24 protein-coding genes are annotated in these 21,765 nt (G+C 72.8%); 14 read left to right on the top strand and 10 right to left on the bottom strand.

The window, feature by feature from the left end:
• Positions 1-27: 27 nt before the first annotated feature.
• A complete protein-coding gene (locus P8A18_RS22965) occupies positions 28-693 on the top strand; it encodes an O-methyltransferase (protein ID WP_026249263.1) in 666 nt (221 codons plus the stop codon).
• A 94-nt stretch (positions 694-787) separates the two neighbouring features.
• Here P8A18_RS22965 and P8A18_RS22960 read toward each other — a convergent pair whose 3' ends face one another.
• Positions 788-955 (bottom strand): DUF3117 domain-containing protein, encoded by a 168-nt coding sequence (locus P8A18_RS22960; RefSeq protein WP_003966491.1) that lies wholly within the window; start codon positions 953-955, stop codon positions 788-790.
• A gap of 313 nt (positions 956-1,268) precedes the next feature.
• Between P8A18_RS22960 and chcB the strand changes: the two genes are divergently transcribed.
• On the top strand, positions 1,269-2,081 hold the full coding sequence (chcB, locus tag P8A18_RS22955; RefSeq protein ID WP_306057187.1) for a 2-cyclohexenylcarbonyl CoA isomerase: 813 nt from the start codon (positions 1,269-1,271) through the stop codon (positions 2,079-2,081).
• A gap of 33 nt (positions 2,082-2,114) precedes the next feature.
• Here chcB and P8A18_RS22950 read toward each other — a convergent pair whose 3' ends face one another.
• Entirely contained in the window at positions 2,115-2,702 is a 588-nt protein-coding gene (locus tag P8A18_RS22950; protein ID WP_018549834.1) for a DNA-3-methyladenine glycosylase I, read from the bottom strand.
• Entirely contained in the window at positions 2,699-3,160 is a 462-nt protein-coding gene (locus P8A18_RS22945; protein WP_306057184.1) for a hypothetical protein, read from the bottom strand. The genes P8A18_RS22950 and P8A18_RS22945 overlap by 4 nt, the downstream gene beginning before the upstream one ends.
• 121 nt (positions 3,161-3,281) lie before the next feature.
• On the opposite strand from P8A18_RS22945, the gene folP reads away from it, so the two are divergent.
• Positions 3,282-4,154, top strand: a complete 873-nt coding sequence (folP, locus tag P8A18_RS22940) for a dihydropteroate synthase (RefSeq protein ID WP_018549832.1) — start codon at positions 3,282-3,284, stop codon at positions 4,152-4,154.
• 220 nt (positions 4,155-4,374) lie between these two features.
• Here the strand turns inward: folP and P8A18_RS22935 are convergent, their stop codons facing one another.
• A complete protein-coding gene (locus tag P8A18_RS22935; protein ID WP_018549831.1) occupies positions 4,375-5,160 on the bottom strand; it encodes an LOG family protein in 786 nt (261 codons plus the stop codon).
• Positions 5,161-5,269: 109 nt separating this feature from the next.
• Positions 5,270-6,349, bottom strand: coding sequence for a succinyl-diaminopimelate desuccinylase (dapE, locus tag P8A18_RS22930; RefSeq protein ID WP_306057179.1), 1,080 nt, complete (start codon positions 6,347-6,349; stop codon positions 5,270-5,272).
• A gap of 35 nt (positions 6,350-6,384) precedes the next feature.
• Here dapE and P8A18_RS22925 point away from each other — a divergent pair, with 35 nt between their 5' ends.
• Both P8A18_RS22925 and P8A18_RS22920 read left to right on the top strand, forming a co-directional pair.
• Positions 6,385-7,308, top strand: a complete 924-nt coding sequence (locus tag P8A18_RS22925; RefSeq protein WP_371933707.1) for a VldE C-terminal domain-containing protein — start codon at positions 6,385-6,387, stop codon at positions 7,306-7,308.
• 312 nt (positions 7,309-7,620) lie between these two features.
• The gene (locus tag P8A18_RS22920; RefSeq protein ID WP_306057177.1) at positions 7,621-8,031 is read left to right on the top strand and encodes an ATP-binding protein; all 411 of its coding nucleotides are present in this window, start codon (positions 7,621-7,623) and stop codon (positions 8,029-8,031) included.
• 83 nt (positions 8,032-8,114) lie between these two features.
• Here P8A18_RS22920 and dapC read toward each other — a convergent pair whose 3' ends face one another.
• A complete protein-coding gene (gene dapC / locus P8A18_RS22915; RefSeq protein WP_306057176.1) occupies positions 8,115-9,209 on the bottom strand; it encodes a succinyldiaminopimelate transaminase in 1,095 nt (364 codons plus the stop codon).
• Between the two features lie 121 nt (positions 9,210-9,330).
• Positions 9,331-9,651, bottom strand: coding sequence for a ferredoxin (gene fdxA, locus P8A18_RS22910; protein WP_018105475.1), 321 nt, complete (start codon positions 9,649-9,651; stop codon positions 9,331-9,333).
• Positions 9,652-9,768: 117 nt separating this feature from the next.
• Here fdxA and P8A18_RS22905 point away from each other — a divergent pair, with 117 nt between their 5' ends.
• The 5 genes from P8A18_RS22905 (at position 9,769) to thrS (ending at position 14,782) form a co-directional block, all read left to right on the top strand.
• The gene (locus tag P8A18_RS22905) at positions 9,769-10,770 is read left to right on the top strand and encodes a GNAT family N-acetyltransferase (RefSeq protein ID WP_306057171.1); all 1,002 of its coding nucleotides are present in this window, start codon (positions 9,769-9,771) and stop codon (positions 10,768-10,770) included.
• A gap of 3 nt (positions 10,771-10,773) precedes the next feature.
• Positions 10,774-11,613 (top strand): transglutaminase family protein, encoded by an 840-nt coding sequence (locus P8A18_RS22900; protein ID WP_306057169.1) that lies wholly within the window; start codon positions 10,774-10,776, stop codon positions 11,611-11,613.
• A 237-nt stretch (positions 11,614-11,850) separates the two neighbouring features.
• Positions 11,851-12,504, top strand: coding sequence for a hypothetical protein (locus P8A18_RS22895; protein ID WP_306057167.1), 654 nt, complete (start codon positions 11,851-11,853; stop codon positions 12,502-12,504).
• 124 nt (positions 12,505-12,628) lie between these two features.
• Positions 12,629-13,336 (top strand): class F sortase, encoded by a 708-nt coding sequence (locus tag P8A18_RS22890; RefSeq protein ID WP_306057165.1) that lies wholly within the window; start codon positions 12,629-12,631, stop codon positions 13,334-13,336.
• A 162-nt stretch (positions 13,337-13,498) separates the two neighbouring features.
• Entirely contained in the window at positions 13,499-14,782 is a 1,284-nt protein-coding gene (thrS, locus tag P8A18_RS22885; protein WP_306057162.1) for a threonine--tRNA ligase, read from the top strand.
• On the opposite strand, the gene P8A18_RS22880 is transcribed toward thrS, so the two are convergent.
• The gene (locus P8A18_RS22880) at positions 14,772-15,983 is read right to left on the bottom strand and encodes an MFS transporter (protein WP_306057161.1); all 1,212 of its coding nucleotides are present in this window, start codon (positions 15,981-15,983) and stop codon (positions 14,772-14,774) included. The genes thrS and P8A18_RS22880 overlap by 11 nt on opposite strands.
• Positions 15,984-16,067: 84 nt before the next feature.
• On the opposite strand from P8A18_RS22880, the gene P8A18_RS22875 reads away from it, so the two are divergent.
• A complete protein-coding gene (locus P8A18_RS22875; RefSeq protein ID WP_371933706.1) occupies positions 16,068-16,733 on the top strand; it encodes a sugar O-acetyltransferase in 666 nt (221 codons plus the stop codon).
• Complete coding sequence (locus P8A18_RS22870) at positions 16,670-17,212, top strand: TetR/AcrR family transcriptional regulator (RefSeq protein ID WP_306057160.1); 543 nt, start codon at positions 16,670-16,672, stop codon at positions 17,210-17,212. Before P8A18_RS22875 ends, P8A18_RS22870 begins: the two co-directional genes overlap by 64 nt.
• Positions 17,213-17,269: 57 nt before the next feature.
• On the opposite strand, the gene P8A18_RS22865 is transcribed toward P8A18_RS22870, so the two are convergent.
• The gene (locus tag P8A18_RS22865) at positions 17,270-17,899 is read right to left on the bottom strand and encodes a class I SAM-dependent DNA methyltransferase (RefSeq protein WP_306057158.1); all 630 of its coding nucleotides are present in this window, start codon (positions 17,897-17,899) and stop codon (positions 17,270-17,272) included.
• A gap of 296 nt (positions 17,900-18,195) precedes the next feature.
• On the opposite strand from P8A18_RS22865, the gene P8A18_RS22860 reads away from it, so the two are divergent.
• A complete protein-coding gene (locus tag P8A18_RS22860; RefSeq protein WP_306057157.1) occupies positions 18,196-20,010 on the top strand; it encodes a pectate lyase-like domain-containing protein in 1,815 nt (604 codons plus the stop codon).
• 74 nt (positions 20,011-20,084) lie between these two features.
• Here P8A18_RS22860 and P8A18_RS22855 read toward each other — a convergent pair whose 3' ends face one another.
• Positions 20,085-20,651, bottom strand: a complete 567-nt coding sequence (locus P8A18_RS22855) for a TetR/AcrR family transcriptional regulator (protein ID WP_306057155.1) — start codon at positions 20,649-20,651, stop codon at positions 20,085-20,087.
• Between the two features lie 135 nt (positions 20,652-20,786).
• Between P8A18_RS22855 and P8A18_RS22850 the strand changes: the two genes are divergently transcribed.
• Positions 20,787-21,704, top strand: a complete 918-nt coding sequence (locus P8A18_RS22850) for an SDR family oxidoreductase (RefSeq protein ID WP_306057154.1) — start codon at positions 20,787-20,789, stop codon at positions 21,702-21,704.
• Positions 21,705-21,765 lie beyond the last annotated feature (61 nt).

The raw sequence follows: 21,765 nt of genomic DNA, 5'->3' as shown, positions 1-21,765 counted from the left end.
TCCCGGGTCCAGCGGATACAGTCACCGTTGCGCCAACTAAGGGGACAGGAGAGGGTCATTACCGCCAACCGGCAGACGAGCTGGGCGTTCGCCGACGCCTTTGTCGCCGAGGACGAAGCACTGCGCTGGGCCCGGGACCGTGCCCGGGACGCGGGGCTCCGCTCGGTGTCGCCAGGCACCGGCGCAGCGCTGCGCCTGCTCGCTGCCACGACGGACGCCAAAGCCGTGGCGGAAATCGGCACCGGCACCGGCGTGTCCGGCATCTATCTGCTGCACGGGATGCGGCCGGACGGGGTGCTGACCACGGTCGACCCGGAGCCCGAGCGCCAGCAGTTCGCCCGTGAGGCCTTCCGGGCCGCGGGCTTCGCCGCCAACCGCTCCCGCTTCATCCCCGGCCGCGCGCTCGACGTGCTCCCCCGGCTCGCGGACGGCGGTTACGACCTCGTCTTCTGCGACGGCGACCGCATGGAGAGCCTGGACTGCCTCGCTGAATCGTTGCGCCTTCTGCGGCCCGGAGGCCTGGTCTGCTTCGAGGGCGTCTTCGCGGACGGCCGTACGGTCGACTCCGCGGCCCAGCCCGCGGAGGTGCTGCGGCTGCGCGAGCTGCTGCGCGCGGTCCGCGAGAGCCAGGAGCTGATGGCGACCCTGCTGCCGGTGGGTGACGGCCTGCTCTGCGCGGTCCGCCGGGGCTGAGCCGTACGGCTCCCTCCGGCGTCCGGCCCCGGACGCACTACTGCCCCGGCACGGGAACCGTGCCGGGGCAGTAGTGAAGTGTGGGCGCCTCTGCTCAGCCGACGACCTTCTTGAGGGCATCGCCGAGGGCATCGGCCTCGTCCGGAGTCAGCTCCACGACAAGCCGACCGCCGCCTTCGAGCGGAACGCGCATGACGATGCCCCGCCCCTCCTTTGTCACCTCGAGCGGGCCGTCGCCCGTCCGCGGCTTCATGGCCGCCATGCTCGTTCCCCTTCCTGAAACCAGCTCATCGCAACCGGCGGCCCCATGACAGGCGCTGCCTCACCGGCATCGAACACAGTGCTTCCAGGTCATTATCCCGCATCACCGACCCCGATGACCAACATCGCTCTGCATCGCTTGCGCAACGCGCACACTCAAAACCACCCAATTCGGCGATCCGACTGCGATACTCCGGCCTCTGCACCCCCTCTGCGGCACAGAATTATTTGACGCAGGTCACATGTCCGCCCAGGGCGAAGTCGGCCATGCTTGCGTGGACAGGCTGGTGAACGACACGCAAAGGGGACCATCCATGGCCGATCACGACGACGCGGTGCTCTACGACCTCAGCGACGGGCTCGCGACGATCACGATCAACCGCCCCGACGCGATGAACGCCATGAACACCGCGGCCAAGGTCGCGCTGCGCGACGCCCTGCGGACGGCCGGCGCCGACACCGGCGTACGGGCCGTGCTGCTCACCGCGTCCGGCGGGAGGGCCTTCTGCGTGGGCCAGGACCTCAAGGAGCACCTGACCAAGCTCGCGGAGGCCCAGGCGCCGGGCGGCGGCAACGCGCTCAGCACGGTGAGCGAGCACTACAACCCGATCGTGCGGGCCCTCACCGAGATGCCGAAGCCGGTCGTGGCCGGGATCAACGGGGCCGCCGCCGGCGCGGGCTTCGGCTTCGCGCTCGCCTGCGACTACCGGGTGGCCGCCGACACCGCCTCGTTCAACACCTCGTTCGCCGGGGTGGCCCTGACCGCGGACTCGGGCGTCTCCTGGACCCTGCCCCGGCTGATCGGCCACAGCCGCGCCGCCGACCTGCTGCTCTTCCCGCGCTCCATCTCGGCGCAGGACGCCCACGGCCTGGGCATCGTCAACAAGCTGGTGCCCGCGGCCGATCTCGCCGCCGAGGCCGCCGCCGTGGCCCGCGCCCTGGCCGACGGGCCGACGGTGGCGTACGCGGCGCTCAAGGAATCGCTCGCCTTCGGCGCCGGGCACACCCTGGGCGAGGCGCTGGAGAAGGAGGACGAGCTCCAGACGAAGGCGGGCGTGTCCGAGGACCACTCCATCGCGGTGCGGGCCTTCCTCGCCAAGGAGAAGCCGAAGTATCTCGGGCGGTAGCCCGGCGGGCCCGTCCCGCCCCGACGCGTTCCCTTACGCGGGGGTGGGGCGGGAGACGCAGTCGGCGAGGTGGTCGTCGACCAGCCCGCACGCCTGCATCAGTGCGTAGGCCGTGGTCGGACCGATGAACCGCAGCCCCCGCTTCTTCAGTTCCTTCGCCAGGGCCGTCGACTCGGTGGTGACCGCCGGTACGTCCGCGAGGGTCTTCGGGGCCGGCCGGCCCACCGGGTCCGGGGCGTACGACCAGATCAGCTCGTCCAGCTCGCCAGCCCGCCAGCCCGCCAGCGTCCGGGCGTTGGCCATGGTCGCGTCGACCTTCGCCCGGTTGCGGATGATGCCCTCGTCGGCCAGCAGCCGCTCGCGGTCCGCGTCCGTGAACGCCGCCACCGCCGGGATGCTGAACCGGGCGAACGCGCTGCGGAAGCCCTCCCGGCGGCGCAGGATCGTCAGCCAGGACAGCCCGGACTGGAACGCCTCCAGGCACAGCCGCTCGAACAGGGCGTCGTCGCCGCGGACCGGGCGGCCCCACTCGGTGTCGTGGTACCAGAGGTAGTCCTCGGTGGACAGGCCCCAGGGGCAGCGCAGCTCGCCGTCGGCCGCCGCCACGGCCTCGCCGGTCATCGGCCGGTCTCCCCGTCGGTGCGGTCCGTCCCGGCGTCCTGCGGGGCCTGCCGGGCGGTCTCCGGCGGGGCGGCCTGTCCGGCGGGCTCCGTGGGGGCATGCCGGGGCCGGTCCGGGCCGGCCGGCGGCTCCTTGAGCAGGTCGGGGCGGCCGGGGCGGGTGGCCTGCGCTCCGGCGAGCGCCGCCTCCAGCTCCGCGATCCGCGCGTCCCGCTCGGCGAGCTCGGCGCCGAGCCGGCTCAGCGCGTCGTCCACATCGGCCATCCGGTAGCCCCGGGCGGCCACGGGCAGCCGCAGCGCCTCGACATCCGCCCGGCCGACCGGACGGGCGGCGGGCAGCGGGTCCGTCAGCTGCTCGGGCGCCACGTCCTGCAGGATGGCGCTCCTGCCTCCACCGACCACCGCGAGGGTGACCGCGGCAACCACCACCACCATCGCCAGCAGCAAGAACCAGAACACGCGTATCTCCCCGGGAGCGGAATTCGTCCGGGTCCGATCGTGCCATGAGGCAGTGACAGTTAGGGTCGGCAGTTGGCCTCGGCAGGTCATCTGCCGGGCGGATTCACAGAGAGGGACTCGGATGGCAAGCGGTGCGCTCCGGCTGGGGCGGCGCGAATTCGGTGCGCACGAGCCGGTGATCATGGCGATCGTGAACCGCACCCCGGACTCCTTCTACGACCGGGGCGCCACCTTCCGGGACGAGCCCGCGCTCGCCCGGGTCGAGCAGGCCGTGGCCGACGGCGCGGCGATCATCGACATCGGCGGGGTCAAGGCCGGGCCCGGCGAGGAGGTCACCGCCGAGGAGGAGGCCCGCCGCACGGTGGGGTTCGTCGCCGAGGTGCGCCGCCGTCACCCGGACGTGGTGATCAGCGTCGACACCTGGCGCCACGAGGTCGGCGAGGCGGTCTGCGAGGCCGGGGCGGATCTGCTGAACGACGCGTGGGGCGGGGTGGACCCGAAGCTGGCGGAGGTCGCCGCGCGGTACGGGGCGGGGCTCGTCTGCACGCATGCCGGGGGCGCGGAGCCGCGGACCCGGCCGCACCGGGTGGGGTACGAGGACGTGATGGCCGACATCCTCGGGGTGACCGTGGGGCTGGCCGAGCGGGCCGTGAAGCTCGGGGTCCGGCCGGACGGGATCATGATCGACCCCGGTCACGACTTCGGGAAGAACACCCGGCACTCGCTGGAGGCGACGCGCCGGCTCGGCGAGATGACGGAGACGGGGTGGCCGGTGCTGGTCTCGCTCTCCAACAAGGACTTCGTGGGCGAGACGCTGGACCGGCCGGTGAAGGAGCGGCTGCTCGGGACGCTGGCGACGACGGCGGTGTCGGCGTGGCTGGGGGCGCGGGTGTACCGGGTGCATGAGGTGGGCGAGACGCGGGAGGTTCTGGACATGGTGGCGTCCATCGCGGGGTGGCGGGCGCCGGCGGTCGCGCGGCGAGGGTTGGCGTAGGCGGGGCGGGGCGGGCGTCGCGCCCGCGGGTGGGGGCGCCTGCGGGTGGGGGCGCCTGCGGGTGGGCCTGTTCCCCTACCCGCCCCTTCCCGGAACCGGGGCGCTGCCCCGGGCCCCGCTCCTCAAGCGCCGGAGGGGCTTGAATTCGCCTCCGCCGGTGGGCGAGATCCAGCCCCTCCGGCGATTGAGGAGCAGGGGTCCGGGGGCAGCGCCCCCGGGCTCAGCGGCCGACCTCCTTCGTGACCAGGGCCACCGCCTCGTCCACGTCGTCCGTCACGTGGAAGAGCAGGAGGTCCTTCTCCGAGGCCTTGCCCTGGGCCACCACCGTGTCGCGCAGCCAGTCGACCAGGCCGCCCCAGTAGGCCGTGCCGAACAGGACGATCGGGAAGCGGGTGACCTTGCCGGTCTGGACGAGGGTCAGCGCCTCGAAGAGTTCGTCCAGGGTGCCCAGGCCGCCGGGCAGGACGACGAAGCCCTGGGCGTACTTCACGAACATCGTCTTGCGGACGAAGAAGTAGCGGAAGTTGACGCCGATGTCGACGTGCTGGTTGAGGCCGGACTCGAAGGGCAGCTCGATGCCGAGGCCGACCGAGACGCCCTTCGCCTCGCGCGCCCCCTTGTTCGCCGCCTCCATCGCGCCGGGACCGCCCCCCGTGATGACCGCGAAGCCCGCGTCGACCAGCGCCCGGCCGATCCGTACGCCCGCCTCGTACTCCGGCGCCCCGGCCGGGGTGCGGGCCGAGCCGAAGACGCTGATGGCGCTCGGCAGTTCGGCGAGCGCGCCGAAGCCCTCGACGAACTCCGACTGGATGCGCATCACCCGCCACGGGTCGGTGTGCACCCACTCGGAGTCGTCCTCGGAGTCCAGCAGCCGCTGATCGGTCGTGCCGGGCTGTACCTGGTCCCTGCGGCGCAGTACCGGGCCGAGCCGCTGCTCCTCGGGCAGTACCGCGCCCTCGGGGATCTCCGCACCCTCGGGAATGCGCGCATCCTCGGGATTGCCCATGACCTGCTCCCTCCGCCGACGTCGGAGGCGCTCTGCGGCGCCTCCGTCTCGTGCCAGCGTAGATCGCCGCGGGTTAAGGGCGGAGGAATGCGGGAGGTCGGATCGTGGGTCAGGCGGTGAGCCAGGAGCGCAGACGGTCCTCGCAGTGGGTGATGCGCTCGACCTTCACGTGCTCGTCGCGCTTGTGGGCGAGGATCGGGTCGCCGGGGCCGTAGTTCACCGCGGGGACGCCGAGGGAGCCGAAGCGGGCGACGTCCGTCCAGCCGAACTTGGGGCGGGCGGTGCCGCCGACCGCGTCCATGAACGCCTTGGCCGCCGGGTGGGAGAGGCCGGGCATGGCCGCGCCGGAGTGGTCGTCGACGGTGAACTCGGCGACGCCGCAGCCGTCGAAGACCTCACGGACGTGGGCCAGGGCCTCTTCCTGGCCGAGGTCGGGGGCGTAGCGGTAGTTGACGACGACCGTGCAGGCGTCGGGGATGACGTTGTTGGCGACGCCGCCCTCGACGCGTACGGCGTTGAGGCCCTCGTGGTACTCCAGGCCGTCGATCACCGGCCGGCGCGGCTCGTAGGCCGCGAGGCGGGCGAGGACCGGGGCGGCGGCGTGGATGGCGTTGGACCCCCTCCAGCTGCGCGCGGAGTGCGCCCGCTCGCCGTCGAGGTGGAGGAAGACGCGCAGGGTGCCCTGGCAGCCGCCCTCGACCTCTCCGTTGGAGCCCTCCAGGAGGACGGCGAAGTCGCCCGCCAGCCAGTCGGGGTGGGCGTCGGCGATGTGGCCGAGGCCGTTGAGGTGGGCGGCGACCTCCTCGTTGTCGTAGAAGACGAAGGTGAGGTCGCGGTTGGGCTCGGGCACGGTGGCGGCGATCCGCAGCTGGACGGCGACGCCGGACTTCATGTCGGAGGTGCCGCAGCCCCAGAGCAGGCCGTCGGCGTCGAGCCGGGAGGGCACGTTGTCGGCGATCGGCACGGTGTCGATGTGACCGGCCAGGATGACGCGTTCGGAGCGGCCGAGATTCGTCCTGGCCACGACGTTGTTCCCGTACCGCTCGACCGTCAGGTGCGGCAGCGGCCGCAGCGCCGACTCGATGGCGTCGGCCAGGTCCTTCTCCTCCCCGCTGACCGAGGGGAAGTCGACGAGCGCGGCGGTGAGCGCGGGTCCGTCCAGGGTGAGGTCAAGCGTGCTTTCGGCCATGGCTACGACCCTAGCGTCTGTCGTACGGTGACCCCGTGCCCAGGACCGTTCCCGCTGACCGCCCACGCCCCGGCCGCAGCCGCCGGCTGCGGATCGCGGCGGCCTTCGGGGTGCTTGTCGCGGTGGGTGGATATCTGACCTTCCAGTACGTTTCGGGCGGCCGGGGGTCCGATCAGTGCACGGTGCGGTCGGCGGACGGCACGTACCGGCTGACGCCCGAGCAGGCCGCGAACGCGGCGACGATCTCCGCGGTCGGCACCACGCGCGGGATGCCGGAGCGGGCGGTGACGATCGCGCTGGCGACGGCGTTGCAGGAGTCCGGGCTGCGCAACCTCGACCACGGCGACCGGGATTCGCTGGGGCTGTTCCAGCAGCGCCCCTCGCAGGGCTGGGGCAGCGAGAAGGAGGTCATGGACCCGGTGTACGCGGCCGGGAAGTTCTACGCGCACCTGGCCGAGGTGCCCGGCTATTCGCGGCTGCCGCTGACCGAGGCCGCGCAGCGCGTCCAGCGCAGCGGCTTCCCGCAGGCGTACGCGAAGCACGAGCCGGACGCCGCGCTGCTGGCCGCCGCGCTGACCGGGCGCACGCCGGGCGCGCTGGACTGCGAGCCGCCGCGGTCCACGGCCGGGACGGGCGACGCGTCGAAGGTGCGGGCCGCCCTGGTGCGGGCCTTCGGCGAGAAGGTGCTGCCGGGGCCCGCGCCCACGGCGGGCGCGTCGGCCTCGGGCGCGCTCACGGTGCCGGTGCGGGCCGACCGCCGTGCCGCCCGGGACGGTGCGCCGCAGCGGGGCTGGGAGCTGGCGCACTGGGCGGTGGCCCAGTCCGAGGCGCTGGGCATCGATGAGGTGGCGTACGGGGGCCGGGTGTGGAGCGCCGGATCGGGCTGGCACACGGAGCGCGAGGAGTCGAAGCGCACGGAATCCGACACCGCCGAGGTCCGGATGCGCCTCGTGCGATAGGGCCCGTCCGACGCCCGCGCGTGCGTACGAGGTGTCATCCGCGCGGGGGGACCCTGGCCCGTGCGGATACCCCCGGCGCGGGGGTGCCCGGCCCGTCTCTCCGCTCCCCCGATTCCCTTGTGCCGCACGGGGAGTGACGGTTCGGCGGGTGATCGCGGAATGCTGCGTTTGCCCGGGTTCCTCCGCTGAGGATTATCCGACGCATTACTCACTCTTTACGTCGTCGCACCGCAACCTCACCCGCCCCCACGACGGTTGTCATGGCGTCCGACCCACGGACAGCCCGAATTTCCCTCCCGTCGAAGGAGCATCATGTCCCTCCCCCTGACCCGTCGGATCGCCCGTACCGCGCTGCTGATCGCGGCGGGTGCGGCCCCCGTGGTCGGTGCGGCCGGCGCCGCGGGTGCCGCGGAGCTCCCGCAGGCCCCGGACCTCGGCGGTCTCACCAGCGTCGAGGGTTCCGGTCTCGGTAAGACGGTCGAAGGCGCGGCCCAGCCGGCCTCCGACACCGCGGGCAAGGCCGGCGGCAAGGTCGTCGGCACCACGCTTCCGGTGGCGAGCAAGACCCTCGGGGACGTCGGCACCAAGGCCGCCCCCGCCGCGAAGAACGTCACCAGGACCACCAAGGGCGCGGCTGACGGCGACGCCGTCGGCACCGTCTCCAAGACCGCCGAGGGCGGCCTGCCCACCGACGCCCTCACCAAGGGCCTGCCGCTCGGCTGAGGCCCTGCCGGTTTCGTAGCCATGCGTGAGGGCCCCGGGAGTGCGCACTCCCGGGGCCCTCACGCACGCCGTCCCCGAAGGGCTCAGCCCAGCCGCTTGACCGCGCCCGCCACGCGCTCGTCGGTGGCCGTGAACGCCACGCGCACGAAGCGGTCGCCCGCCGGTCCGTAGAAGTCGCCGGGCGCCACCAGGATGCCCAGCTCCGCCAGGTACGCCACGGTGTCCCAGCACGGTTCGTCGCGGGTCGCCCACAGGTAGAGACTCGCCTCGCTGTGCTCGATCCGGAAGCCGTGCGCCTCCAGGGCCGTGCGCAGGGCGGCGCGCCGGTCCGCGTAGCGGGTGCGCTGCTCGGCGACGTGCGTGTCGTCGCCGAGAGCGGCGACGGTCGCGGCCTGGACGGGCGCGGGCGTCATCATCCCGCCGTGCTTGCGGATCAGCAGCAGGTCGCCCAGCACGGCCGCGTCGCCCGCGATGAACGCGGCGCGGTAGCCGGCCAGGTTGGACCGCTTGGAGAGCGAGTGGACGGCGACGGTGCCCTCGTAACTGCCGCCGCAAACGTCCGGGTGGAGCACGGAGACCGGTTCCGCTTCCCAGCCCAGCTCCAGGTAACACTCGTCGCTGAAGACCAGTACGCCGTGCTCGCGCGCCCAGGCGACGATCCGGGTCAGTTCGTCCTTGGCGAGGACCCGGCCGGTCGGGTTGGACGGGGAGTTGAGCCAGAGCAGCTTCAGCCCGGCCGGGTCCAGCTCGGTCGGGTCGTCGTAGGCGACGGGCTCGGCGCCGCAGAGCCGGGCGCCGACCTCGTACGTCGGGTAGGCGAGCCGCGGGTGGGCGACCTTGTCGCCGGCGCCGAGGCCGAGCTGGGTCGGCAGCCAGGCCACCAGTTCCTTGGAGCCGACAACGGGCAGCACGTTCTCGTGGGCCACCGAGACCGCGCCGAGCCGCCGCTCCACCCAGCCGGTGAGCGCGTCGCGCAGCGCGGCCGTCCCCCACACCGTCGGATAGCCGGGGCTGTCCGCGGCCGCGACGAGCGCCTCGCGGATCAGCTCGGGCACCGGATCGACCGGTGTGCCGACGGACAGGTCCACGATGCCGTCCGGGTGGGCCTCGGCCGTCGACTTGTAGGGCGCCAGCTTGTCCCAGGGGAAGACCGGGAGGCGGGAGGAGACTGCGGACACGGCTCTCTGCTTTCTCGTACGGGGTACACGCGGGCGGCCCGGAAGGGGCCGCGGGAAACACCTCGGTCCCGCACGGCGACGAGCCGTACGGGACCGGGGTGGCGCACGTGCCGGGGCGCTGTTACTGGTTCTGCGGCGGCAGCGCGGCGATGAACGCGTGGTCGCGCTCGATCAGGCCCAGCTTGGAGGCACCACCCGGCGATCCGAGGTCGTCGAAGAACTCGACATTCGCCTTGTAGTAGTCCTTCCACTCGTCCGGAGTGTCGTCCTCGTAGAAGATCGCTTCCACCGGGCAGACCGGCTCGCAGGCTCCGCAGTCGACACACTCGTCCGGGTGGATGTACAAGGACCGCTGGCCCTCATAGATGCAGTCGACGGGGCACTCTTCGATGCAGGCCTTGTCCTTTACGTCGACACAAGGCTGCGCGATGACGTAGGTCACGCTGTCGTTCCTCCTCGGTAGGGCGTTGGCTCTCGCGCGGGAGCGCGGCGTCGTCGATGCCCGCACCTAGTATCTCCGTTCGCGGGCACGATCCGAACAGGAGGGGCGGACAGAGCTGTGGAATTCACCATCGGCGGACGGCTTGAGGTCCGAATTGCACCAGCTGACGTGGGCAAACGGGTATCAGTCCGGCGGGTGGCCGAGGACGGCCCGCAAGGACCGAAGTTCACCGACACGGTCGGCGTTCTCACATCGTGGGACGACGGTGTGCTCTCCGTCACACCCAAGAACGGGGATTCGGTGCGCATCCCGGAGTCGTCCCTGGTAGCGGGCAAGGTCGTGCCGTCCGCCCCGGCCCGCAGGCGCGGACCCGCCGCCTCCTTCGGGGAACTCGCCCGGGTGACCGCGCGTGCCTGGCAGCCCGTGGAGAGCGAACCGCTGGGCGAGTGGCTGCTGCGCGCCTCCGGCGGTTTCACCCGGCGCGCCAATTCCGTCCTTCCGCTCGGCGACCCGGGCGTGCCGCTCGACGTGGCGCTCGGGCGGGTGAAGCAGTGGTACGCGGACCGGGGTCTGCCCGCGTACGTACAGACCGCGACCGGTGCCGAGGGCGCGCAGGAGGAGCTGTGCGCGGCGCTGGAGGAGCACGGCTGGCGGCGCGAGGTGACGGCGTCCGTACGGATCGCCGCCCTGGCCCCGATCGGTGATCTGCCGGCCGAGGTGTCCCGGGTGCGGCTGGGCCGTACGGCCGACGAGGCGTGGCTCGGCCGCTATCAGCGCGTCGGGACCCCGGGCCCGGAGGTGACCTCCGTGCTGAACGGCGGCCCCTCGGTGTGGTTCGCCTCCGTGCCCGGCGAGCCCGGGGATCAGGCGCCCGCCGCGATCGGGCGGTGCGTGGTGGACGGGCGGTGGGCCGGGTTCATGGCCGTCGAGGTGGCTCCCGAGCACCGCAGGCGGGGGCTGGCCACCACGGTGATGGCCGCGCTGGCCCGGCAGGCGATGGACGAGGGCGCGTCGGCGGCCTGGCTCCAGGTGGAGGAGGACAACGAGGGCGCCCGCGCGCTGTACGACGGGATGGGGTTCGCCGCCCACCACCTCTACCACCACTTCCGGCCGGTGTGACCGGTGGCCCCCGGGAGGAACGACTGCGAGGAGCGGCGCCGCCGGTTCGCCGACGAGGCCCGCGCCGAGCGGCCCGACCTGGCGCTGCTGTGTCTGCTGGTGGCCGCCGAGGCGGACCCCGAGCTGGACACGCATGGCATCGACACGGCCCAGATCGAGCTGGACCGGCTCGCCGGACTGCTCCCGTACGGGCTGCGCGACGGCCGCGCCTGGGCGTCCGCGCTGGCCGAACTGCTCGGTGAGCGGTACGGGTTCGAGGGCGCGCCCGCGGACTACCGGCGCCTGGAGTCGTCCCTGCTGCACGAGGTGCTGCGGCGGCGGCGCGGGCTGCCGATCCTGCTGTCGGTGGTGTGGATCGAGGTCGCGCGGCGGGCGGGCGCCCCGGTGTACGGGTTGGCTCTGCCGGGCCACTTCGTGGTCGGCTTCGGCGATCCCTCCGAGCGGGTGCTCGCCGATCCGTTCGCCGGGGGCCGGCCGCTGACGGACCAGGACGCGGAGCTGCTGGTGACGAGCGCGACCGGGGAGCGGTGGGAGCCGGCCGCCCTGGAGCCGGCCCGGCCGCTGGAGGTCGTGCTGCGGATCCTGAACAACATCCGGGCGTGGGCGGCGGCCCGTCCCGAGCAGATGGCCGTGGCGCTGTGGGCGGTCGAGCTGTCCCTGCTGCTGCCGTCGCACCCGGCCCGGCTGCGCTACGAGCACGCCCAGCTCCTGGTGCGCGCCGGGGAGTTCCTGCGCGGGGCCGAGGAGATGGAGGAGTACGCGCGGGTGGTCGAGGAGATCGAGCCGGCCGCGGCCGAGTCGGTGCGGCACAGCGCGCGGGCCGCGCGGGCGCTCCTGAACTGACGGGGCGGAACGCGGTGCGGGGTGGGCCGTGCCCAAACCTCGCGGGGCGCGCCATGCCGTCCAACGGGTGATTATCCGTTCTTCGCCACTCGATGAGCCCACGCCGTAGCTCCAATGCGGGGCTCTCCGATGGCGCGCTCCGGCGTTCCGGCTGACGGTGGATCACGTAGCCGCTGCGTCACCGGGAGTCGACACACCGTCACTCCTCGCAGGGGCGACGAAAGGAAATGTGTTCAGATGCGCTCTGCCCGCACACTGTTCGCTTCGGCCGCCGTGACGGCGGTCCTCACGATCACCGCTCCCTCGGCCTACGCCCTGACCGTGGCCGCCGACCAGCACGACGGCGGCTCCTCCAGCGCCCACGAGCACGGCAAGTCCGACGACGACGGCTGGAAGAAGGACAAGCCGCACGGCGGCGTCCACACCGGCGGCGGCGCGCTGTCGATGACGGTCGCCAAGGAGTGGCAGCCCGGTGACGAGGGCGGCAAGTACAAGGACGAGGACAAGCCCCACGGCGGCGTCCACACCGGCGGCGGCGCCCTCGCCAACACCGTCGCCGAAGGCTGGCAGCCCGGCGACGAAGGCGGCAAGTACAAGGACGAGGACAAGCCCCACGGCGGCGTCCACACCGGCGGCGGCGCCCTCGCCAACACCGTCGCCAAGGAGTGGCAGCCGGGCAACGACGAGAGCGGCAAGACCGGCTCCGCGTCGAAGTCCGAGGACGAGGGCTGGAAGAAGGACAAGCCCAGCGGTGGCATGCACACGGGTGGCGGCGCGATGGCGATGACCGGCAGCGGTCTGGCCGCCGGTTCGCTGCTGCTGCTCGGTGGCGCGGGTGTCGCCGCGTACCGGCTCCGCCGCCGCCAGGCGTCCGGCGGTGCGATGGCCTGACCAGGCCGCTCAGCGGGCCCCTGGCCGTCGCGGTCGCCGTCCCTGCGGACGGCGACCGCGGCGCCCGCGTTTCCCGGGTCCGCGCTCGCCCGCACCGCACCGCACGCACGAAAGGCACGTTCCCATGGCCGCCCCGCAGTCCTCCGACTCCCCCTCCACCGGGGCCGCGTCCGGCACCGGCACGCTCGGCCGGGCCCTGTTCTGGCCCGTCGCGGCGGCCGGCCTCGGCGCGCTGCTCATCTACCACTCCATCGGCGCCCCCGTCGACGACAAGGCCCCCGCCCCGCCCGCCGCGGCCGCGCCCGCCGCCCCCTCCCCCGCGGCCTCCGCCTCCGGGACGGCCGCCCCGAGCCCCGCGCCCGCGCTGCCGCGCTCGCTGCCGACGCGTCTGCGCATCCCGGCCATCGCGGTGGACGCGCCGTTCACCCAGCTGTCGATCGGGGCGTCCGGCCGGCTCGACGCGCCGCCCCCGAACGACAAGAACCTGGTCGGCTGGTTCAAGGACGGGGTGACGCCCGGCGAGCGCGGGGCGTCGATCGTCGCGGGCCATGTCGACACGACGACCGGCCCGGCCGTCTTCCTCCAGCTGCGGTTCCTGCGGCCCGGCGCGAGCGTCGACATCACCCGCGCCGACGGCACGGTCGCCTCGTTCTCGGTCGACACCGTGGAGACGTTCAGCAAGGCGGACTTCCCCGACAAGAAGGTGTACGCCGACACCCCGGACGCCCAGCTGCGCCTGATCACCTGCGGCGGCAACTACGACCGGAAGGCCAAGGACTACGAGGACAACGTCGTGGTCTTCGCCCACCTCGACTCGGTCAAGAAGGCATGAGCCGGCCTTCCCCGCGTACGGGCGGAAAAACCCCGCGCGCCCGGTACGGGACGGCTGTTAACGTCTCCCGCATGAAGCGTGCCGCTATGACGACGACGCCGGAGAGTGTCCCGGCGCGCTGACCGATGACCAGTCAAGCCCCGGGGCGAGTGCCCCGGGGCTTTGTCGTGGGGTCGCTCGCCCTCCGTACGCGAGGAGACCACCATGCACGACCACCGCAGGCTCGGCCGTGAGCTGGAGCTGTTCGACACCGACCCGCTGATCGGGGCGGGCCTCCCCTACTGGCTGCCGGACGGTGCGGCGCTGCGGCACACCCTGGAGGAGTACGTCCGCGGCGCCGAGCGCCGGGCGGGCTACCGCCACGTGTACTCGCCGGTGCTCGGCAAACGGGAGCTGTACGAGATCTCGGGGCACTGGTCGCACTACAGCGACGACATGTTCCCGCCGATGGACCTGGGCTCCGAGCAGGTCGTGCTGCGGCCGAGCCTGTGTCCGCACCACGCGGTGATCTACCGCTCCCGCGCGCACAGCTACCGCGAACTGCCGTTGCGGATGGCGGAGCTGGGCGGGATGTACCGCTCGGAGCTGTCCGGGGTGCTCGGCGGGCTGACCCGGGTGCGGGCCATCCAGCTGAACGACGCGCACATCTTCTGCACCCTGGACCAGGTCGCCGACGAGGCACGGGGCGCGCTCGACATGATCCGGCAGGCGTACGAGGCGCTGGGCATCCGCCCGGCCCGCTTCCGGCTCTCCCTGCCGGGGCCGGGCGGGAAGTACGTCGCCGCCCCGGAGATGTGGCGGCGCTCGACCGCGCTCCTGACCGAGGTGCTGGACGCGTCCGGGCTGCCGTACGAGGCGGCCGAGGACGAGGCCGCGTTCTACGGGCCGAAGATCGACGTCCAGGTCGAGGACCCGGCGGGCCGCGAGTCGACCATGTCGACCGTGCAGGTCGACTTCCACCAGCCGGAGCGGTTCGGTCTGCACTACACCGGCGCGGACGGGGCGAAGCACCGGCCGGTCATGGTGCACCGCAGCATCATCGGCAGCGTGGAGCGGGCCGTCGCTCATCTCGTCGAGCAGCACGGCGGCGCGTTCCCGGGCTGGCTGGCCCCCGTCCAGCTGATGGTCATGCCCGTCTCCGACGCCGAACTCCCGCAGGCCGAGGCGCTGGCCGGGCGCTGCGCCGACCTGGGGCTGCGCGCGGAGGTCAGCGGCCGGGAACACGGCAGCCTCGGGGCCAGGATCCGCCAGGCCCGGCTGGTGCCGTACCAGGCGGTGATCGGCGCGGCGGAGGCGGCGGACGGGCTCGTCGCGTTGCGGCTGCGCGACGGCCGGCGGCTCGACCCGGTGCCGGCCGGTGAGGCGCTGGCCCGGATCGGGGCGCTGACCGCCGCGCACAGCACCGCGCTGTGGGACGACGGGGAGGCGGAGCCGGTCAGGGGGTGACCGGCTCGCTCCGCGGATCGGTCGCGGTGCGGTCGGGGCCCAGCGCCCCGGCCAGCATCGCGGCGACGGCCACCAGGGCGAGGACCACCGTCATCGCGAGGCGCAGCCCGATGTGGTCGGCGAGGAAGCCGAGGGCGGGCGGGCCGACCAGGAAGGCGCCGTAGCCCGCCGTGGAGACGGCCGCGACCCGGGCCGCCGCGTCGTGCGGATGGTCGCCCGCCGCGGACACGGTGACCGGGAAACCGAGCGAGGCGCCGAGCCCCCACAGCACGGTGGCGGCGCCCGCCATCGCCGGGCTCGGCGCGACGATCACCACCACCAGGCCGAGCGCGGCCGTCACCCCGCTGATCCGTACGACCCGCACCCGGCCGAACCGTTCAAGCAGGGGGCCGCCGGCGAACCGGCCGAGCGTCATCGAGGAGGCGAACAGCAGGAAGGTCAGCGAGCCCGCGGTGGCGCTCACCTCGTACCCGTCGACCATCAGCAGCGGCAGCCAGTCGTTCGCCGCGCCCTCCGCGAACGCCATGGCCAGCACGATCACGCCGATGAGGACGAGCTGCCGGTCCCGCCACACGTGCAGCTGCCCCCGCAGGCCGCCCTGCCCGGACCCGGCGGCCGGGCCGGTCTCCTTGCCGGTGCCGTGCGGGATGGCGAGGACCGCCCGCGTACCGGCCGCCGCTATCAGCACCGCGACGAGTGTCAGATGCCATCCGACGGGGAACTCGGCCGCCGTCAGCGCCATGCCGAGGAGCGCCCCGACGACGGTGCCCAGGCTGAAGCAGCCGTGCAGCACCGGCAGGACGGGCCGGCCGATGGCGCTCTCGACGGCGGCGCCCTCGATGTTGAACGCGACCTCGCTCATCCCCATCCCGCCGCCGAACAGGGCCAGTCCGCCGAAGACCACGGCCGCCAGCGGCAGGGCGGTGCCCAGGGCGACGACGAGCAGGCCCGCGACGATCAGCGAGGCCCCGCCGAGGATCGTGGTCCGGCCCCCGTAACGGCGTACGAGCGGGCCGGAGGCCGTGACACCGGCCATCGAGCCGGTGGAAAGGCCGAACAGCACCAGGCCCATCGACCCGGTGGACACGTCGAGCCCGTCCCGCACGGCCGGGGTGCGCGCCACCCAGGAGGCCATGCCGGTGCCGGCGGCGAGCATGAAGAGAAACAGTGCGGCACGCCAGCGGCGTGTGGCGGCATCCATACAGCGGGGCCTCGGCAGACGGGTCGGGAAGGTGGCGGACGCCACGAGCGTACGATCGTACGCCTTGAGTGTACGATCGTACCCATGACGGACCACTTCGCGGGAGATCCGCGTACCAACCAGGAGCGGATGCTCGCCGGGGACCTCTACATCGCCGACGACCCGAAGATCGTCGAGGCCCAGCGGCGTGCCGTGCGGCTGGCCGCCCGCTACCTCGCCGCCTACACCGAGGACCCGGACGCGGCGCGGCCCGTGGTCGCCGAACTCCTCGGCGGTCTCGGCGCCGGCGCGCACATCCGGCCGCCCCTGTACGTCGACTACGGCACGTACATCACGGTCGGCGAGGACACCTTCGTCAACTACAACCTCACCGCCCTGGACGTCGCCCCCATCACCATCGGCCGTGACTGCCAGATCGGGCCGAACGTCCAGCTGCTCACGCCCACCCACCCGGTGGAGCCGGAGCCCCGCCGGGACAAGCTGGAGGCGGCGCGGCCGATCACGATCGGCGACAATGTATGGCTCGGCGGCGGGGCGATCGTGCTCGCCGGGGTGACCATCGGGGAGAACAGCGTCATCGGCGCGGGAGCCGTCGTCACCAAGGACATCCCCGCCAATGTGGTCGCCGTGGGCAATCCGGCCCGGGTGATCCGTTCGATCCAGACGAGGGACGACGAGGACTCAGCGTGGCGACCGGACAGAACGACCCCGAGCGGCGGGAACGCATCATCGGCGCGGCGCTCGACCTGATCGCGCAGGAGGGGGTCGCCGGGACCTCGCACCGCAAGGTCGCCGCCCGCGCGGGCGTGCCGCTCGGCTCGATGACGTACCACTTCGCGGGCATGGACGAGCTGCTGCGGGAGGCGTTCACCCGTTTCTCCGGCGGCATCGTCGCCGTCTTCGAGGAGCGTCTCGGCGCCGCCACCACGCGGGACGAGGCCCGGGAGGCGGTCGCCGACCTGGTGCACCACCTGTCCGGCGGCAACCAGCGCGAACTGGTCCTCACCCATGAGCTGTACACCCTGGCCGCCCGCAAGCCCGCCTACCGCGAGCTGACCCGGGAGTGGATGCGCCGCAGCCGGGTCGCCCTGGAGTGGCACTTCGACCCGGCGACGGCCCGCCAGCTGGACGCGCTGATCGAGGGGCTGTCGATCCACCGCGCCCTGGAGACCGAACCGCACGACCGCGCCCTGACCGTCGAGGCCATCGCCCGCATCACCCGCGCCTGACGCGCGCACCCCAACTCCTGGCCGGCACCCCACCTGACCAAGGTGCCGGCCAGGTCCTCACGTTCCCGCGCGCGCCAGCAGGCACACCTGGGGCCAGCGGTCGCCCGCGGCGGTCAGCCGGGCGGTGACGGTGAAACCGGCCTCTTCGAGCTGCTGTCCGACGTGGTCGGGCGACAGCAGGTGAATGGCGTACGCGACGCCTTCGGGCCGCGGCTGTCCGGTGTAGGGCTCCCCGTTCCCGGCGTGGAAGCCCAGCAGCAGCCGGCCGCCGGGGGCCAGGACGCGGCGGAACTCGACGAAGAGTGAAGGCAGGAGCTCCGGCGCGGTGTGCAGGATCGACCACCAGGCGACGATCCCGCCCAGCCCGCCGTCCGGCAGGCCGAGCGCGTCCATCGTCCCCGCCTCGAACCGGAGTCCCGGGTGGCGGCGCCGGGCGACGTCCACCATCCGCGGCGACGCGTCCACCCCGTGGACGCCGAGCCCGAGTCCGTCCAGATGGGCCGTCACATGGCCGGGCCCGCAGCCGACATCGGCCACCGGCAGGCCGCCGTCCGCCCGCACCTCCTCCGCGAAGGCGCCGAGCATCGCGCGCCCCGTCACATCCTCGGCGAAGAGACCGGGGACGCGCGTGGCGTACTCCTCGGCGACGGTGTCGTAATAGGCGCGGGTGGCATCGAGTTCGGTCATCCGCAGGAGCCTAGGGCCTGTCGTTCGGATCAGGCCCCAGTGCCCTCCCGCACCGAACGGCGCAACATCATCTCCTGAACCCAAGAGCGCCCCGAACTGAGCGCAGAACGGGTCAATTGCCGTTCCCCTGCCGTTAATTGTTGCGCCCAGCTGGTTCGGGTGAGGCTTCTGTTGCACACCTCTTGACGTTTCCCGGGTGGCGACGGAACCATCAACTCCCACGAGAGAGCGCTCTCACGGCGCTCTCCGGACAGCTCGTCGTGTCACCCGTACCACGACTCAGGAGACGTACGTCCATGCACCTTCCCCCCACGGAAGCCCCCACAACTCCCCCCACACCCACCTCCGCGACACCACGCCGCAGGCGGCGCCGCGGGCGGGCCCTCGGGTTCGCCGCGTTCGCCACCTCCCTGCTGCTCGCCGTCCCCACCGCGCAGACCGCCTTCGGCCAGGACGCGCAGGCCGTCGAGGGCGGCGGCGATCTCGGCCCCAACGTCCTGGTGTTCGACCCGTCGACGCCGGACATCCAGGGCAAGGTCGACGAGATCTTCAAGCAGCAGGAGTCGGCGCAGTTCGGCACCGGCCGCTACGCGCTGATGTTCAAGCCCGGCACGTACGACAACATCAACGCCCAGATCGGCTTCTACACCTCGATCGCCGGTCTGGGGCTGAACCCGGACGACACCACGTTCAACGGTGATGTCACCGTCGACGCGGGCTGGTTCGACGGCAACGCCACGCAGAACTTCTGGCGTTCGGCCGAGAACCTCGCGCTCAACCCGGTCAACGGCACCGACCGCTGGGCCGTCTCGCAGGCGGCTCCGTTCCGCCGGATGCACGTCAAGGGCGGGCTCAACCTGGCGCCCGACGGCTACGGCTGGGCGAGCGGCGGGTACATCGCCGACAGCAAGATCGACGGCGAGGTAGGGCCGTACTCGCAGCAGCAGTGGTACACCCGGGACAGTTCGGTCGGCGGCTGGGGCAACGGCGTCTGGAACATGACGTTCTCCGGCGTCGAGGGCGCTCCCGCGCAGAGCTTCCCCGAGCCGCCGTACACCACGCTCGACACCACCCCGGTCTCCCGCGAGAAGCCGTTCCTCTACCTGGACGGTGACGACTACAAGGTCTTCGTCCCGGCCAAGCGCACCAACGCGCGCGGCACTTCGTGGGGCAACGGCACGCCGCAGGGCGAGTCGATCGCGCTCGACCAGTTCTATGTGGTGAAGCCCGGCGCGAGCGCGGAGACGATCAACGCGGCCGTGCAGCAGGGTCTGCACCTGCTGTTCACGCCGGGTGTCTACCACGTGGACCAGACGATCGACATCGACCGCGCCGACACCGTCGTGCTCGGCCTCGGCCTCGCCACGATCATCCCGGACAACGGGGTCACCGCCATCAAGGTCGGTGACGTGGACGGCGTCAAGCTCGCCGGGCTGCTGGTCGACGCGGGCACCACCAACTCCGACTCGCTGATCGAGGTCGGCCCCCAGGGCGCGTCCGCGAGCCACGCCGACAACCCCACCTCCCTCCAGGACGTCTTCGTCCGGGTCGGCGGCGCGGGCGCCGGCAAGGCGACCACGGGCATGGTGATCAACAGCAACGACACGATCATCGACCACACCTGGCTGTGGCGCGCCGACCACGGCGAGGGCATCGGCTGGGACACCAACCGGTCCGACTACGGCCTCCAGGTCAACGGCGACAACGTCCTGGCCACCGGCCTCTTCGTGGAGCACTTCAACAAGTACGACGTCCGCTGGTCCGGCGAGAACGGCAGGACGATCTTCTTCCAGAACGAGAAGGCGTACGACGTTCCCAACCAGGACGCCATCCAGAACGGTGACATCAAGGGCTTCGCCGCCTACAAGGTCGACGACTCCGTCACCACCCACGAGGGCTGGGGGCTCGGCAGCTACTGCTACTTCAACGTCGACCCGAGCATCCGCCAGGACCACGGCTTCGAAGCCCCGGTCAAGCCCGGCGTGAAGTTCCACGACCTGATCGTCGTCTCCCTCGGCGGCCAGGGACAGTACAACCACGTCATCAACGACACGGGGTCGCCCACCTCGGGGACGGACACCATTCCGTCGCAGGTCGTGTCGTTCCCGTAGAGCAGCACGGCTGAAGCACAGCACGGCCGGACATCCGAGGGCCCGGACCGCCTCCACGCGGTCCGGGCCCTCGGCTATGCGCCCGCCGTCACCGCTCTGAGCGCTTCGAGGGCCTCGTGCGTGAAGTGGTCCATGCTCCGGGTTCCGTCGCCGTCGGTCCAGCGTTCGAACGCGACCTTGAAGACGGCGATGCCGGCCTCGGCGGCCAGGCTCGCGGCCGGTTCCGCGACACCGCGTGCGCGCAGGGCCCCGGCGAGCGCGGCGGACAGCGAGGCGAGCTTGATCAGCTCGCGTTCCCGCAGCTCCGCGTTGGCGGAGATGATCCCCTGGCGCCGCAGCGCGAACTCGCGCCGCCCGTCGAAGGAGGCCGCGACCGCGTCGAGCGCCGCCGCCACCACGTCGATCGCTGGCGCGGACGCGGGCGCGTCGCCCAGGCCGGCGACCAGCAGGTCCTGGAGCGCGGCCGACCCGCCGAACAGCACCTCCCGCTTGTCGGCGTAGTGCCGGAAGAACGTGCGCTCGCTGAGCCCGGCGCGCTTGGCGATCTCGGTCACGGTCGTCTGCTCGTAACCCCGCTCGCCGTAGAGCTCCATGGCGGCCTGTTCCAGCCTGCCGCGTGCGTTCGGCTCCCATCGACCCATACGGCCGAGTGTATGGGACGGCAGTGACTGTCATCGGGGAGTACGCTGATGACAGTCGCTGACATCGGAGGTCCGGCCCTCGTCCTCCGACCGGCCCGGACCGCCGGCATGTCGGCCTGTTCCAGGAGGTTTCCCATGCGTGTGTTCATCACCGGAGCGTCCGGCTGGATCGGTTCCGCCGTCGTTCCCGAGCTCATCGGAGCGGGCCACCGGGTCGTGGGGCTCGCCCGTTCCGACGCCTCGGCCGAGGCGCTCGCCGCCGCGGGGGCCGAGGTGCGGCGCGGGTCGCTGGACGACCTCGGTGTTCTGCGCGAGGCGGCCGCCGACGCGGACGGCGTCATCCATCTCGCCTTCAAGCACGACATCGCATTCTCCGGCGACTTCCAGGGCGCCACGGACGCGGACCGCCGGGCCATCGACACCTTCGGCGACGCGCTCGCCGGCTCCGGCAGGCCATTCGTCATCGCGTCCGGTCTCCTCGGACTCGCCCCGGGCCGTCTGGCGACCGAGCGGGACGGGCAGAGCCCCGACCCGCAGGCGCCGTCCGGGGGCCCCGGCGGCCGGCAGGACAACGCCAGGGCGACCCTCGCCCTCACCTCCCGAGATGTCCGCTCGTCCGTCGTCCGGCTGCCCCCGACGGTCCACGGCGACGGGGACAACGGCTTCATGGCCGCCCTGATCGGCATCGCCCGCGAGAAGGGTGTGGCCGGCTATGTCGGCGACGGCTCCAACCGCTGGCCGGCCGTGCACCGCTCGGACGCGGCCCACCTGTTCCGGCTGGCCCTGGAGAACGCCGACGCCGGTTCGACGCTGCACGCCGCGGCCGAGGAGGGCGTCCCGCTGCGGGCCGTCGCCGAGGTCTTCGGGCGCCGCCTCGGCGTCCCCACGGCCTCGGTCCCGCCCGAGGAGGCGGCCGGTCACTTCGCCTGGCTGGGCGGCCTCGTGGGGATCGACGGACCCTCGTCCTCCGCGCTGACCCGTGAGGCGCTGGGGTGGCGGCCGACCGGCCCGGGGCTCCTCGAAGACCTCGACCAGGGGCACTACTTCGCCTGACCCGCCCGACGACGGAACCGGCCGCCGCCGCCCCCGCGGAGGGGCGGCAGCGGCCGGCGGT

Origin of the sequence: Streptomyces sp. Mut1, from assembly GCF_030719295.1 — a bacterium.
GTDB classification, from domain to species: Bacteria; Actinomycetota; Actinomycetes; order Streptomycetales; family Streptomycetaceae; genus Streptomyces; species Streptomyces castrisilvae.
The sequence above is the reverse complement of the archived record's forward strand: the minus strand, read 5'-3'. Positions and strand labels throughout refer to the sequence as shown.